Genomic DNA, 14,036 nt, shown 5'->3' with positions numbered 1-14,036 from the left:
AAAAATTATGTTGCAAAATTAGAATAATATATTGACACCGCAATAGTTAAATTGAAATTTCAAGTAAAGTTGCACTTCCTTCAAGTAAAAAATGTGTTATAGAAGCCGGAATTAGTATGGTTTGACCTTTTACTAAAGAAAATAGTTCTCCTTCATACGTAAGTGTACATTTTCCTTCCACACACATAAAAACAGTAAAAGCATCTTCTTTTTTTATCCAAGAATAAGAAGTAGACAACTGTAAATAATTTGTTTTAAAATAAACCGAATCTACAACAGTAACCGACTTGTTTTCAATAACATTATCATACGTAATTTTAGATTTTGTAGTATTGTAATTTATAGCTTCAAGGGCTAAATCGGTATGTAGTTCTCTGGAAACTCCTTTATCGTCAACTCGTCCCCAATCATATAAACGGTATGTAATGTCGCTTGTTTGCTGAATTTCTGCCAATAATATGCCTGCCCCTATCGCATGAATTGTTCCTGTCTCTAAAAAAAATACATCCCCTGTTTGTACGGGATATTCTTTTAATAATTCAGTAAGTGAATTAGTTTGCAAATGTGAAAGATAGTCTGTTTGGGTTGATTCTTTATTGAAGCCTACGATTAAACGAGCATTTTCATCAGCTTGCATAATATACCACATTTCAGTTTTACCAAAAGAATTATGTCTTGCCTGTGCCAACTGATCATTTGGATGTACTTGAATCGATAAATCTTCTTTAGCATCAATAAATTTAAATAACAAAGGAAATTGTTTCCCAAATTTTAATAGTACCTTTTCACCTAATAACTCTTCTGGAAATAAATCAATTAATTCCGTTAATGTTTTACCTTTAGCAGCGCCATTATTAACCACACTTATATCGTCGGAAACAGCTGATAGTTCCCAACTTTCTCCCATATTTTTAGATAAAGAAGATTTGTGAAGTACTGTTTGTAATTTAGTACCTCCCCAAATGCGCTCTTTTAAAATGGGCGTGAATGATAGTGGATATAACTTCATCTTATTTTAATTCATTTTGTAAAACTTCTAATGCTTTATCAATATGGTGTTTTGCACGCATACTATCAAACACAAAGATAGCTTTTCCATTTTTATCAAAAACATAGGTTACCCGACCTGGTAATAGTCCAAAAAATGCTGTTGGTACGCCAAACAATTTCCTAATTTTTTTATCCAAATCAGCAATAAGTGTAAAGGGTAATTGGTGTTTTTCTTGAAAATTTTGATGCGAAGCAACAGAATCGCTACTTACCCCTACAACAACCGCACCTAAATCTTGAAAATCTTGATACGCATCACGAAAACTACATGCTTGTACGGTACAACCTGGTGTATGATCTTTAGGATAAAAATAAATTACAGCCTGTTTCCCTTTTAAGCTTGAACTATCAAAAAGTTGATTATTTTGATCTATACCTTGAAAATCAGGCAAAAAATCTCCTACTTGAATTGCCATATTAGTTTCCGTTATAAGTTACAAAATTTCGTGGTGTTTCATACAAGACAACCCCTAATTCCAATTCATTTGAAATATGCATTCTTAATTTATTCCAAATGACAACAGCTATGTGTTCGGCAGTTGGATTTAATTCTTTAAATTCTGGTACATCTAAATTCAAATTTTTATGATCAAATGCCTCTTCAATATGAATTTTTATCAAATCTGAAAGCACTTTTACATCGATTACAAAGCCCGTTTCTGGATTAATTGCTCCTGTAACACTTACAATCAATTCATAATTGTGCCCATGAAAATTTGGGTTATTACACTTTCCAAAAACAGCATCATTTTGCTCCATAGTCCAATCTTTGCGATACAAACGATGTGCAGCATTAAAATGGGCTTTTCTACTTACAGTTACATTCATAATCGCTTTATTTTATTTCGGTTTCAAAATGATGATAAAATTCTTCAAAAATTATTTTAAACCAAACCGTATATAACTGAGGTTGATTTGTGATGTCTTGTTTTACCGCTTCAATACTCATCCATTTCCAATCTTCCACTTCATCTTTATTGATATCAGGTGTAGCATTAGAATAACCAATCATGACATGGTCTAATTCATGTTCCGTTAATCCATTATCAAAGGGAGCTTTGTAAATAAAATGAAACATTTCTTTCAATTCAACTTCAAATCCCATTTCTTCTCGCAACCTACGTTTTCCAGCTTGTATATTTGTTTCTCCTTCTCTTTGATGACTGCAACATGTATTTGTCCAAAGCAAAGGTGAATGGTATTTATGATGTGCACGTTGCTGCAACATGATTTCATTTTTATCATTTAAGACAAAAACTGAAAAAGCCCTATGAAGCACTGCTTTTTCATGTGCTTCAAGTTTATTCATAAGCCCAATGGGACAATCATTTTCATCCACTAATATTACTTTTTCTTCTATCACAGTCTTAAATTTTGTTGTAAAATTACAAAAAATACATTTAAAAAGGGCCAGTTAAAACGAAAACAAGACTTTAACGCATTGTTAATAAATTTGGGTTGCGAATACCATAAATAATTGTATTTTTACCATTCGAAAATTTTAAGAATAAAATGGGTAAAATCATTGCAATTGCAAACCAAAAAGGTGGTGTAGGAAAAACAACTACTTCTGTTAATTTAGCAGCAGCATTAGGTGTTTTGGAAAAGAAAGTATTATTAATAGATGCCGATCCACAAGCAAACGCTACTTCTGGATTAGGTATTGATGTAGAACAAGTTGAAATTGGAACGTATCAAATTTTAGAACATAGCAATGCACCAGAAGAAGCCATAATAGGATGTTCGGCACCAAATGTTTCTGTAATTCCTGCACATATTGATTTAGTAGCCATAGAAATTGAGTTAGTTGATAAAGAAAATAGAGAATACATGCTTAAAGAAGCACTAAAAACTATTAAAGAAGCGTATGACTACGTAATCATTGATTGTGCACCATCTTTAGGCTTATTAACACTAAATGCATTAACCGCAGCAGACAGTGTGGTTATACCTATTCAATGCGAATATTTTGCCTTGGAAGGGTTAGGAAAATTATTAAACACAATTAAGAGTGTGCAAAAAATTCACAATCCTAATTTAGACATTGAAGGTCTTTTATTAACGATGTATGATTCGCGCTTAAGACTTTCAAATCAAGTAGTTGATGAAGTACAAAAACATTTTAACAATATGGTTTTTGATACTATAATTCAAAGAAATGTAAAACTAAGCGAAGCACCAAGTTTTGGTGAAAGTATCATAAATTATGACGCAACAAGTAAAGGTGCTTCAAATTATATTAATTTAGCAGAAGAAATTATCAAGAAAAATAATTAATACAGATGACAAAAGCAGTAAAAAAACCTGTACTGGGAAGAGGATTATCAGCCCTTTTGAGTGACCCTTCAAATGACATAAAATCTGTTGAAGATAAAGGTGCAGATAAAGTTGTGGGAAACATTATTGAACTTGATATCAATACGATTGAAATTAATCCGTTTCAACCGCGAACTAATTTCAACGAAGAAACATTACAAGAATTAGCAAAATCAATTAAAGAAGTTGGTGTAATTCAACCTATTACGGTTCGCAAAATTGATTTTAATAAATACCAACTTATTTCGGGAGAACGCCGTTTACGTGCTTCAAAATTGATAGGTTTAGCTACCATTCCTACTTATGTAAGAATTGCAAACGATAACGAATCATTAGTAATGGCACTTGTTGAAAATATTCAACGTCATGATCTTGACCCTATTGAGGTTGCTATTTCGTATCAAAGACTTATTGATGAAATAAATCTTACACAAGAAGAATTAAGTGACCGCGTGGGTAAAAAACGTTCAACTATTACCAATTACCTTCGTTTGTTAAAATTAGACCCAATTATTCAAACGGGCATGCGAGATGGTTTCATCTCTATGGGTCACGGAAGAGCGCTAATTAACATTGAAGACTTAGATGTTCAAAGTGACATTTACCATAAAATTATCACTCAAAATCTCTCTGTAAGAGAAACTGAAGCTGTTGTAAAAAAATACCAAGAAAGTTTAAAACCAAAAACTTCAAAATCAGCCGCTTCAAAATCATATGCTATTTCGGTACAAGAGAAAAAAGCAATTGCTGATTTTTTTGGTGCAAAAATAGCCGTTGATGTTACTTCTAATGGTAAAGGTAAAATTACTATTCCTTTTCATTCCGAAGAAGATTTCAATAGAATCATTAAATTAATTCAATCTTAAGTGAAATTTTTAGTACATATCATTTTATTTTTTTGCGTAAGTTGGCAAACCCTTCATGCACAGACTAAAGATGAATTAAAAATTACAACAAAAAAAGAAGTTAAAGATTCAATTAATCCATTAGCACCTTCAAAAGCAGCTTTTTATTCAGCTCTTCTACCTGGTTTAGGTCAAGCGTATAATAAGAAATATTGGAAGATACCCATTGTCTTTGCTGCAATAGGTACAGGTATTTATTTTATTGTGGATAATAATACAAAATACACTAGTTATAGAAATGAATATAAAGCAAGACTTCTAGGAACAAACAATACAGCTGATCCAAATTTTGGCAGATTGTCTACAGAAAGTGTGATTAGGGGTCAAAAATTTTATCAAAAAAATAGAGACTTATCCATTTTAATTACTGCAGGTTTATACATTTTAAACATTATAGATGCTAATGTAGATGCCCATTTACTTCAATATAATGTAAGTGATGACCTAACCTTAAAACCACAAATTAATCAAAATTTCTTAACCAAGAAACACGAAGTAGGTTTGTGTTTAAGCTATCAATTTTAACAAAAAATTAATTAACAATTTTGTTTGTAATACTACTTATCAATAGTTTTAAATCATAGAAGATGAAAATTGCATTATTAGGATACGGAAAGATGGGAAAAGTAATTGAAAAAATTGCTTTAGAACGCGGACATCAAATTGTGCTAAAAAAAGGGAGTGATAGCTCTTTTGAAGGCCTTTTAAATGCTGATTTAGCTATTGATTTTAGTATTCCTAGTGTGGCAGCAACAAATATTTCAGAGTGTTTAAATAATTCAATACCTGTAGTTTGCGGCACAACGGGTTGGTTAGCTGACTATGACAAAATGGTTGCTTTATGTAACGAAAAGAATGGAAGTTTTATTTATGGATCTAATTTTAGTTTAGGTGTCAATATTTTTTTTGAACTGAATAGTTATTTAGCTAAAATGATGACAAACTTGAAACAATATAATGTATCCATGGAAGAAATTCATCATACACAAAAGTTAGATGCACCTAGTGGCACTGCAATCTCATTGGCCCATGGAATTATAGAAAACTCAAATTACTCCAGTTGGGTTTTAAGGGATAATGAGGCGTCTACTACTACCGAAAAACAAATTCCTATAACAGCCAAAAGAATTGAAAATGTTCCTGGCACACATAGCATTTATTATGACAGCAATGTGGATCAAATAGAAATAAAACATACCGCACATAACAGGGAAGGTTTTGCATTAGGCGCAGTAATTGCTGCTGAATGGTTAGTTGGCAAAAAAGGTGTTTTTACAATGAAAGACGTACTTGAATTAAAATAAAACAGCATACACAATTTGATAATTTAACAATTAAACGATATAAAAAATGGAAACAACAGGTTGGATTTTAGCTATTATCATACTTAGTACATTACATGGTATTTCTACGTGGAAATTATACACTGTCGCGGGTAAAAAAGCATGGGAAGCATTTATTCCTGTATACAACGGATTTGCATTAATGCAACTCATAAATCGACCAAAATGGTGGGTAATACTAATTTTTATTCCAATTATTAATCTATTGCTATTTCCTGTAATTTGGATAGAAATCTTACGCACATTTGGTAAAAAATCTACCAAAGACATGTGGCTAGGTGTACTTACACTAGGATTTTACATTACTTATGTTAATTATACCCAACAAGTTAGCTATGAAGCAAACAGAAGCACAAAACCTGCTACGAAAGCTCTTGACACTTTAGGATCATTGAGCTTTGCTATTATTGTAGCTACCCTAGTGCATTCTTATTTTATACAGCCTTTTGTTATTCCAACCTCATCTTTAGAAAAATCATTATTAGTTGGCGATTTTCTTTTTGTAAGTAAGTTTCATTATGGGGCAAGAACACCCATGACTACAGTTGCTGCACCAATGGTACATGACACTATTCCATTAATTAAGAAGAAATCCTACTCTAGTTGGCCTCAATTACCTTATTTCAGATTGCCAGGCTTACAAAAAATTGAACGCAATGATATCGTTGTATTTAATTGGCCTGTTGATACTGTTGCAAAGTTTAGAGACAATTCTGGAATTAAATATTACAAACCCATTGACAAAAAATCCAACTATGTAAAACGTTGCGTGGGAATACCTGGTGATGTTATTACAATTAAAAATAGCGACTTATATGTTAACAATAAATTAGTGCACTTACCAGAAAGAGCAAAACCTCAGTTTAATTATATTGTAAAAGTTTCTTCAGATAATTTGAATAATTTTTTAATTGAAAATGACATTACAGAAAGCAGAAAAATAGTAAAGTTTGAAACAAAATTATGGGAAGATATTAATTTCCAAAAATATTTGTCTGAAATTAAAAGAAACAATAAAGGTGGATTCATAAAAACATATCAAGACTCTTTAATTACTCTAGCCTTTGGAGATGTTGATATAGAAGAAGCTGAAAAATTAAAAACAGTAAATGTTGATGTTAACAAGCTAGAATATGCCATGCTAAATTTAACAGCTGAAAAAGTTAATTTGATTAAACAGTTACCTAATCAATTTCAAATTATCACAAAATTTATAGAAAAAAATGAAGATTTTAGAATTTTTCCACATACAAAGAATTGGACACAGGACAACTTAGGTCCTATAAAAATTCCTACTGCGGGAGAAACGGTAAAGCTAAACACAGAAACTTTACCTTTCTATAAAATGATTATTACCGAATATGAACACCACAAACTTCAAGTAAATGGAAACGAAATTAGAATTGATGGTAAACCAGTCACTTCCTATACTTTTGAACAAAACTATTATTGGATGATGGGAGATAACAGACACAATTCTGAAGATTCACGCTATTGGGGCTTTGTTCCAGAAGATCATATTGTAGGAAAACCTGTTTTTATTTGGATGAGCATAGATTGGAATACACCTGGCTTATTAAATAAATTTAGACCTGAACGTATATTTACAACCGTTAGTGGTGAAGGAGAACCAAAATCTTATTTTAAATATTTCCTTGGATTAGTAATTGCCTATTACGCTTTTGATTATTTCAGAAATAAAAAGAAGAAAGAAAAAGAAATAAACAATTAATATTATTCCATTTTGTCATTTCGACGAAGGAGAAATATCATAAAGAGAATAATTTCATGTGATTTCTCCTTCGTCGAAATGACAATTAATTTTTTTGTATTTGTCAATATTAAACGATTTTTCTAAATGAACATTCTCCTGTATCCTACTTATTTTCCTTCAATTAGTCATTACGTTGCTATGGTTCAGGCAGAAGGTGTAAAATTTGAAGTGGAAGATACCTTTCAAAAGCAGTCCAATAGAAATAGAATGTATATCTATAGTCCAAATGGATTACAAATGCTTAATATTCCTATTAAACATGCTTTAGAGAGACAAAAATTTAAGGATGTAAAAATTGAATACGCTTTTGACTGGCAAAAAAATCATTTTAAATCGTTAGAAGCTGCCTATCGTACTTCCCCATTTTTTGAATATTTTGAAGATGACATTCGCCCTATTTTTGAAAGAAAAACTATTTTCATGCAGGATTTAAATTTTCAAATAATGGAAATACTAAATAACTGTCTAGGGTTTCAACTAGCATTTGATAAAACCACAGAATACCATCACGAAAATAAAGATTTTGTTGACTTTAGAAACCTAGTAAATGGAAAAAAAGATACCACACAAATTGAACCTTACATACAAGTTTTTGACGATAAACACGGTTTTATAAATAACTTGTCAATTTTAGATCTATTGTTTAACGAAGGTCGTTATGCGGTAGATTATCTAAAAAACCAATCGTTACCTACGATGCTTTAAATTTAGACGAGCCAATAGCGGAAAATGGTCGCTGTTATAAAAATCATTAAACGTATCAAATTGTTTTACAAGCATAGTTTTATCCACCAAAATATAATCTATTCGAGCAGGATAATACTTGAAATTATAGGTTTTCCCAAATCCTGAACCATTTGTCTCAAATGTATCTTGCATCGTTTCTTTAACTGCTCTATACACATAAGAAAAAGCGCTATTATTTAAATCACCACACACAATTTTTTTATAGGGACAAGCTCTATAGTGTTTTTTTATCAATTCGGCCTGTTCTTGCTGTTTCTTAAACGCGTTACTTAAGCGTTTATAAATATACTTAGACTTAGATTCATCCATCTTTTCAATAGCTTCATCTTCAATATCTGTACTAATTTTAATGGATTGTAAGTGCATGCTATATAAACGTAACGTATCTTTTTCTTTTAGAATATCTGCAAAAACAACATTATTACTAGATCCTGGAAACGAAATTTTACCTTTATTAATAATTTTATACTTTGAAAAAATAGCATTTCCTACAATAATATTTTTCCCTTCTTTAAAAACCTGTTTATAAGGATAGGTCGAAAAACGCGTTTTTTCAAGTTCAGAATATTCTTGAACACATAAAATATCAGGATTTTTTTCAGAAACAAATTGGGCAATTTGCTGAGGTATATTTGCCTTTGAATACCATTTAAATTTATTAAAAAGGCGCACATTATAGCTCATCACTGTAAAATCACTTTCCTCTTTTGGCAAAATTGTTTCTTGTAAATTGTAAAACTTATTAATAAAAGTAATACCTAATAAAAGTGTAATACCAGAGACAAAAATGAATTTTTTTAATTGGATAAACCAAAATAAAAAAAACAATAAATTAACAATTAACAAAAATGGTAAGAATAAGGTTAAAACACTTAAAAAAGCAAACCATCTAGGGGCTAAAAAAGGCAATAAATAGGCTAATAACGTTGTAGTACTCACTATAACATTAAGAAATAACATGATTTTTGATATCAAAGATATACCTTTAAACAACTCTATTGATTCACTTTAAATAAAAACTCTTTCTCTTCTTTGGTTAGGCTATCATAACCCGATTTACTAATTTTATCTAATATATCATCTATTTGTTTTTGAGTGATGTCTTTCTCCTTGATTTGGGGAATAGCAGAAACATTAGATTTAGTTTTATAAACTTTTTTAAAGGTAGTATTTTTTTTTGACTTTTTAAAAACAAATAATTTACTCAAATCGACTCCTTTATTTAATAAAAATAAATTCAGATAGCCAAAGCCAATACCTGCGAGATGCGCCACGTGTCCACCAGTGTTCTCAACGGCAAAATAAATAACATTTAACAACAAGATAATGAAGCCAATATGCCATAATTTCACGATTCCAACTAATGGAATTCGAATCAAATAAAGGGGCGAATAAAAAACAACGGTAAAAAAAACAGCTAGCACAGCGCCACTTGCACCAACAATTTGATTATCAGAAAAATAAAAATGTTGCACTAAAACATATACAATTCCTGAAACAATTGCGCCAAAAAAATAGGTAGCTAAAAATTGATTGGCATTGAAAAACGTAAAAAATAATCGTCCGGCGAAAAACAAAAACAACATGTTGCTGAGTAAATGTAAAAAATCAGCATGAAAAAAGGAATAGGAAATAAATGTCCAAGGAAAAAAACGGAATTGTTCAGGATTCGAGCTTAGTGCCACATAGTTAGGAAAACTAAAAATACCCAGTTTAAATTGAAAAAACATCGCTAACGAAAGGATAAAAATAGCAATATTCCAAAAAATCAGTTTTTGGGAAACATCATTGTAACGGTATTGTTCTTTTATATCTTTAAAAATTTCGTTCATATATTAATTCCAACGTCTATGATTAAATTTACTATTTCGCCAAAGTAGCATTATTAAAAATCCTGTTACTGCGCCACCAACATGTGCAAAATGTGCTATATTTCCTCCTGAAAAAATTGAAAAGCCGGTTATACCTGAAAATAAATCTAAAAGCACAATAGCTGGTACAAAATATTTAGCTTTGATTGGAATTGGAATAAATAACATAGCTAATTCAGCCATTGGAAACATAAATGCAAACGCAACTAATAAACCATATATAGCACCTGAAGCACCTACCGCTGGAATAAATCCATTTGTTAGTACATTAAATTGTTCTTGAGAACATTGAACCTTATTTAAAATATGCACAACCGCTTCATTAGTCATTTGCCCATCGGCACTAAATAATGAACGATAAGAATGTGCATATAGCGTTTGTATATCTTGACTGCTTAAACCTAAAGCGTCTGTAACTTGATGAATTTCATAGTAATTCATACCCATATGTAAGGCTGCAGCTCCCAAACCACAAGCAAAATAAAAAATTAAAAAGCGTTTACCTCCCCAAAAATGTTCTAAAGCCGAACCAAATGAAACTAAAGCAAACATATTAAAAAAGATATGCATCAAACTATCTTTAGAATGCATAAATAGATGTGTGAAGGGTTGCCAAATTCTAAATTGACTGTTTTCAAAATAATATAAAGAGAATAAATCGTAAGCCTGAGGCACAACTTGACTCATTATAAAACAAACAATATTAATAATCAGTAGTTGTTTCACTACTGGTGTCATGTTATTGAACATAGTTAAAATCTTTTATCTAAATCTTCTGTAGTTAATGTAATAAATATAGGTTTATTATAAGGCGAAAAATTGGGTTCTTTACAAGCAAATAAGGCATTGACCAAATTACTTAATTCTGTTTCGTTCAATAATTTTCCCGACTTTACAGCTACACTTTTTGCCATAAATTTGGCAATACTATCGCTTAACGAAAAACTATCTTCGGGTACTTCTTTCTGTAGGTTATAAATCAAATCCTGTAAAATAGGTGCTACTTCAGATTCTGTTACTTGAGCAGGAATACCTAAAATGATAAGTGCATCTTGTTTACTTGCTTCAAACAAAAAACCTATTCCTTCTAATGTAGGTTGTAACTCTTTAAGTAAACGCAACTCATCTTTTGCAAAAATTAATGATAAAGGAAATAACAATTGCTGACTAGAAGCTTGTTGTAACGTAATGTTAGTTAAAAATTGCTCATACAAAACACGTTGATGTGCCCTACTTTGATGAATAATCAATAAGCCTGACTTAATACTATTGACTATATATTTTCGGTTTAATTGATAGAGTAATGATTTTGATTCTGTTGTTTCCTCATCAAATAACTTACTCATTACACCATCTGTTTCTAATATGCTTTTTTCGACTTCAAATGTATCTCGTTTTAATCCAACGTATAAACTTTCCCAAGAGCCATTATTTTCATTCTTATTTACATTACGCGAATATACTGAAGATTTTACCGACTCATTAGAAGCTGTAAATGGGTTATATGTACTATCAACTTGAATAATTGGCACATCTGCCTCTTTATTTTTATAATTATACGGCGTATCTAATGTTGCATCTCTTTCAAAATCTAGTGCTGGCACAACATTAAACATACCTAAACTGTGTTTAATTGTAGAACGAAGTATAGCATAGAGAGCTTGCTCATCATCAAATTTAATTTCTGTTTTTGTAGGATGAATGTTAATATCTATGGTATGTCTAGGAACTTGCAAAAATAAAAAATAACTCGGTTGATCATTGGTTCTCAATAGGCCTTCATAGGCACTCATTATAGCATGATGTAAAAACCCACTCTTTATAAATCGATCATTGACAAAGAAAAACTGCTCTGATCTTGTTTTCTTAGAAAATTCTGGTTTACCAACAAAACCAGTAACTGAGACAATTTCTGTTTCTTCATTAACAGGAACTAATTTTTCATTTGTTTTTCCACCAAAAATATTGACTATACGTTGACGGTAATTAGAACTAGGTAAATTAAAGACTTCTGATCCATTACTTATCATTATAAAATGAATAGACGGATGGGCCATTGCCACACGCTCAAATTCATCAATAATGTGTTTTAACTCTATGTTATCTGACTTTAAAAAATTGCGACGAGCCGGAATATTAAAAAATAAATTCTTAACTAAAAATGAAGTTCCTTTTGGCACAACAGCTACTTCTTGAGAAACAAATTTACTCCCTTCAATAATAATATGTGTTCCTAATTCTTGCTGATCTTGCTTGGTTTTCATTTCTACATGTGCTACAGCAGCAATAGATGCTAAAGCTTCTCCTCTAAAACCTTTAGTGTGTAAGGCAAATAAATCTTCAGCATGTTTAATTTTTGAAGTAGCGTGTCGTTCAAAGCACAAACGTGCATCAGTTACATTCATACCTACTCCATTATCTATCACCTGAATCAATGTTTTTCCGGCATCTTTAACAACAAGTTTTATCTCACTTGCTTTTGCATCAACGGCATTTTCAACCAATTCCTTAACAACAGAGGCTGGTCGTTGTACGACTTCTCCAGCTGCAATTTGATTAGCTACATGATCAGGTAATAATTGAATAATCCCAGACATTAGTCTTTATTTTTTATTATAGGACAAATTTAGTGAAAATCTATTGGCTTTTTATGTTTACAAAATCATAAAAATAAAAAAACCTAACAGTTATTTATTCTGTTAGGTTTTTACACTAAATATTGTGAAACTATTTTTTATTTAATTCGACCATATTTATGGCAGCGATAGCGGCCTCAACACCTTTATTTCCATGTTTACCTCCACTCCTATCTATAGATTGCTGCATCGTATTATCTGTTAATACACAAAAAATTGTAGGAATAGTGTATTTCAAATTTAAATCTTTTATTCCATGTGTAACGCCTTCACAAACAAACTCAAAATGCATGGTCTCTCCTTTAATTACACAACCTATGACAATTACAGCATCTAGTTGTAGTTTCTCATGCATCTGTTTGGCACCAAAAATAAGCTCAAAACTTCCTGGAACATTCCATCTAACAATGTTTTCAGGCAACGCACCGCAATCAGTTAATGCTTGATACGCGCCTTGAAAAAGACCTTCGGTTACTTGTTCATTCCATTCTGAAACAACAATCCCAAACCGAAAGTCTTTCGCGTTTGGGATTGTGTTTTTATCGTAATTAGATAAATTTTTATTTTCAGTAGCCATTATTGTTCTAATGTAGCAATTAACGCATCAATATTATAACCTTCTTGTGAAGTTTCGTACTTTTCTTTAATTGTTTTCAAATATCCTAATGCTTCTTCTTTTTTATTAGCTAGGATAGCTAAGTTTGCTGCTTTAAATAAAAATCTAGGTGTAATAAAATCGTTATCGTCTAAGTTTGCAGCTTCTACATACAATTTAAGCGCTTCATCATTTTTATTTAATTCAACATTCGCATCGCCTTTTGCTCCAAGTGCTAAAGCAGTTAATACTTTATCCGATGAAGTAAACTGGTCTAAATGCTTTATTGCATTATTAAAATCTTTTAAATTCAAAAATGATATTCCAGCGTAATATTCTGCTAACTTAGCTGCTTTAGTACCTGAATATTCATTAATAATACCTTCAAAACCTAATTTACCTTCTCCTCCTTTTAAGGCTAACTTATATAATGAATCTTGTTTCTCCGTAGCATCAACGGCTTGTTGAAAATACGTTTGTGCTTGGAACATTTCTTTGAAAGCTTCTTCTTCTTTTGGTGTAGCTACAAATTTATTATATAATATGTAGCCTAAAGTAATAAAAGCTAAAATTCCAATAACAGTAAGAATAGCTTTTTGATTTTTAATTACCCATTCTTCTGTCTTATTTGCTTTTTCGTCTAACGCATTAAAAACACCTGCAGTGGTGCTTTCATTTTCGTTAACGTTGATATCTTCAACAGTTGTGTCAAATGCTGGCTCTTTTGCTTCTTTCTCTTTAGCCGCCTTAAATCCTCTTTTATTATACGTTGCCATTTGTCTAAACTTTTATTAGAGGT

General features: G+C 31.1%; 16 protein-coding genes. 6 read left to right on the top strand and 10 right to left on the bottom strand.

Annotated features, from left to right (window positions below):
• Positions 1 to 46: 46 nt before the first annotated feature.
• From RF683_RS02735 to idi, 4 genes are read right to left on the bottom strand one after another with little or no spacing between them, the layout of a single operon-like run.
• Positions 47 to 1,009, bottom strand: coding sequence for a type I phosphomannose isomerase catalytic subunit (locus tag RF683_RS02735; RefSeq protein ID WP_309532686.1), 963 nt, complete (start codon positions 1,007 to 1,009; stop codon positions 47 to 49).
• A gap of 1 nt (position 1,010) precedes the next feature.
• Positions 1,011 to 1,466 (bottom strand): peroxiredoxin, encoded by a 456-nt coding sequence (locus tag RF683_RS02730; RefSeq protein WP_309532685.1) that lies wholly within the window; start codon positions 1,464 to 1,466, stop codon positions 1,011 to 1,013.
• 1 nt (position 1,467) lies between these two features.
• Complete coding sequence (locus RF683_RS02725; RefSeq protein WP_309532684.1) at positions 1,468 to 1,878, bottom strand: 6-pyruvoyl trahydropterin synthase family protein; 411 nt, start codon at positions 1,876 to 1,878, stop codon at positions 1,468 to 1,470.
• A 7-nt stretch (positions 1,879 to 1,885) separates the two neighbouring features.
• On the bottom strand, positions 1,886 to 2,413 hold the full coding sequence (idi, locus tag RF683_RS02720; protein WP_309532683.1) for an isopentenyl-diphosphate Delta-isomerase: 528 nt from the start codon (positions 2,411 to 2,413) through the stop codon (positions 1,886 to 1,888).
• Positions 2,414 to 2,562: 149 nt separating this feature from the next.
• Between idi and RF683_RS02715 the strand changes: the two genes are divergently transcribed.
• The 6 genes from RF683_RS02715 (at position 2,563) to RF683_RS02690 (ending at position 8,093) form a co-directional block, all read left to right on the top strand.
• Positions 2,563 to 3,327, top strand: coding sequence for a ParA family protein (locus RF683_RS02715; protein WP_298660240.1), 765 nt, complete (start codon positions 2,563 to 2,565; stop codon positions 3,325 to 3,327).
• A 5-nt stretch (positions 3,328 to 3,332) separates the two neighbouring features.
• Positions 3,333 to 4,232, top strand: a complete 900-nt coding sequence (locus tag RF683_RS02710) for a ParB/RepB/Spo0J family partition protein (RefSeq protein ID WP_309532682.1) — start codon at positions 3,333 to 3,335, stop codon at positions 4,230 to 4,232.
• Positions 4,233 to 4,796, top strand: coding sequence for a DUF5683 domain-containing protein (locus tag RF683_RS02705; protein WP_309532681.1), 564 nt, complete (start codon positions 4,233 to 4,235; stop codon positions 4,794 to 4,796).
• 62 nt (positions 4,797 to 4,858) lie between these two features.
• The gene (dapB, locus tag RF683_RS02700) at positions 4,859 to 5,575 is read left to right on the top strand and encodes a 4-hydroxy-tetrahydrodipicolinate reductase (protein WP_309532680.1); all 717 of its coding nucleotides are present in this window, start codon (positions 4,859 to 4,861) and stop codon (positions 5,573 to 5,575) included.
• Between the two features lie 46 nt (positions 5,576 to 5,621).
• The gene (lepB, locus tag RF683_RS02695) at positions 5,622 to 7,346 is read left to right on the top strand and encodes a signal peptidase I (RefSeq protein ID WP_309532679.1); all 1,725 of its coding nucleotides are present in this window, start codon (positions 5,622 to 5,624) and stop codon (positions 7,344 to 7,346) included.
• Between the two features lie 126 nt (positions 7,347 to 7,472).
• Positions 7,473 to 8,093, top strand: coding sequence for a WbqC family protein (locus RF683_RS02690; RefSeq protein ID WP_309532678.1), 621 nt, complete (start codon positions 7,473 to 7,475; stop codon positions 8,091 to 8,093).
• Here the strand turns inward: RF683_RS02690 and RF683_RS02685 are convergent.
• From RF683_RS02685 to RF683_RS02660, 6 genes are all read right to left on the bottom strand, one after another.
• On the bottom strand, positions 8,076 to 9,095 hold the full coding sequence (locus tag RF683_RS02685; protein ID WP_309532677.1) for an endonuclease/exonuclease/phosphatase family protein: 1,020 nt from the start codon (positions 9,093 to 9,095) through the stop codon (positions 8,076 to 8,078). The genes RF683_RS02690 and RF683_RS02685 overlap by 18 nt on opposite strands.
• Before the next feature lie 35 nt (positions 9,096 to 9,130).
• The gene (locus tag RF683_RS02680) at positions 9,131 to 9,967 is read right to left on the bottom strand and encodes a rhomboid family intramembrane serine protease (protein ID WP_309532676.1); all 837 of its coding nucleotides are present in this window, start codon (positions 9,965 to 9,967) and stop codon (positions 9,131 to 9,133) included.
• A gap of 3 nt (positions 9,968 to 9,970) precedes the next feature.
• A complete protein-coding gene (locus tag RF683_RS02675) occupies positions 9,971 to 10,756 on the bottom strand; it encodes a rhomboid family intramembrane serine protease (protein WP_309532675.1) in 786 nt (261 codons plus the stop codon).
• Positions 10,757 to 10,758: 2 nt separating this feature from the next.
• Positions 10,759 to 12,603, bottom strand: coding sequence for a DNA mismatch repair endonuclease MutL (gene mutL / locus RF683_RS02670; protein WP_309532674.1), 1,845 nt, complete (start codon positions 12,601 to 12,603; stop codon positions 10,759 to 10,761).
• A gap of 130 nt (positions 12,604 to 12,733) precedes the next feature.
• Positions 12,734 to 13,219 (bottom strand): 6,7-dimethyl-8-ribityllumazine synthase, encoded by a 486-nt coding sequence (ribH, locus tag RF683_RS02665; protein WP_309532673.1) that lies wholly within the window; start codon positions 13,217 to 13,219, stop codon positions 12,734 to 12,736.
• Positions 13,219 to 14,013 (bottom strand): tetratricopeptide repeat protein, encoded by a 795-nt coding sequence (locus RF683_RS02660; protein WP_309532672.1) that lies wholly within the window; start codon positions 14,011 to 14,013, stop codon positions 13,219 to 13,221. Before RF683_RS02660 ends, ribH begins: the two co-directional genes overlap by 1 nt.
• Between the last annotated feature and the right edge of the window lie 23 nt (positions 14,014 to 14,036).

Source organism: Flavobacterium sp. 20NA77.7 (genome assembly GCF_031326205.1).
Taxonomy (GTDB): domain Bacteria; phylum Bacteroidota; class Bacteroidia; order Flavobacteriales; family Flavobacteriaceae; genus Flavobacterium; species Flavobacterium nakdongensis.
The sequence above is the reverse complement of the archived record's forward strand: the minus strand, read 5'-3'. Positions and strand labels throughout refer to the sequence as shown.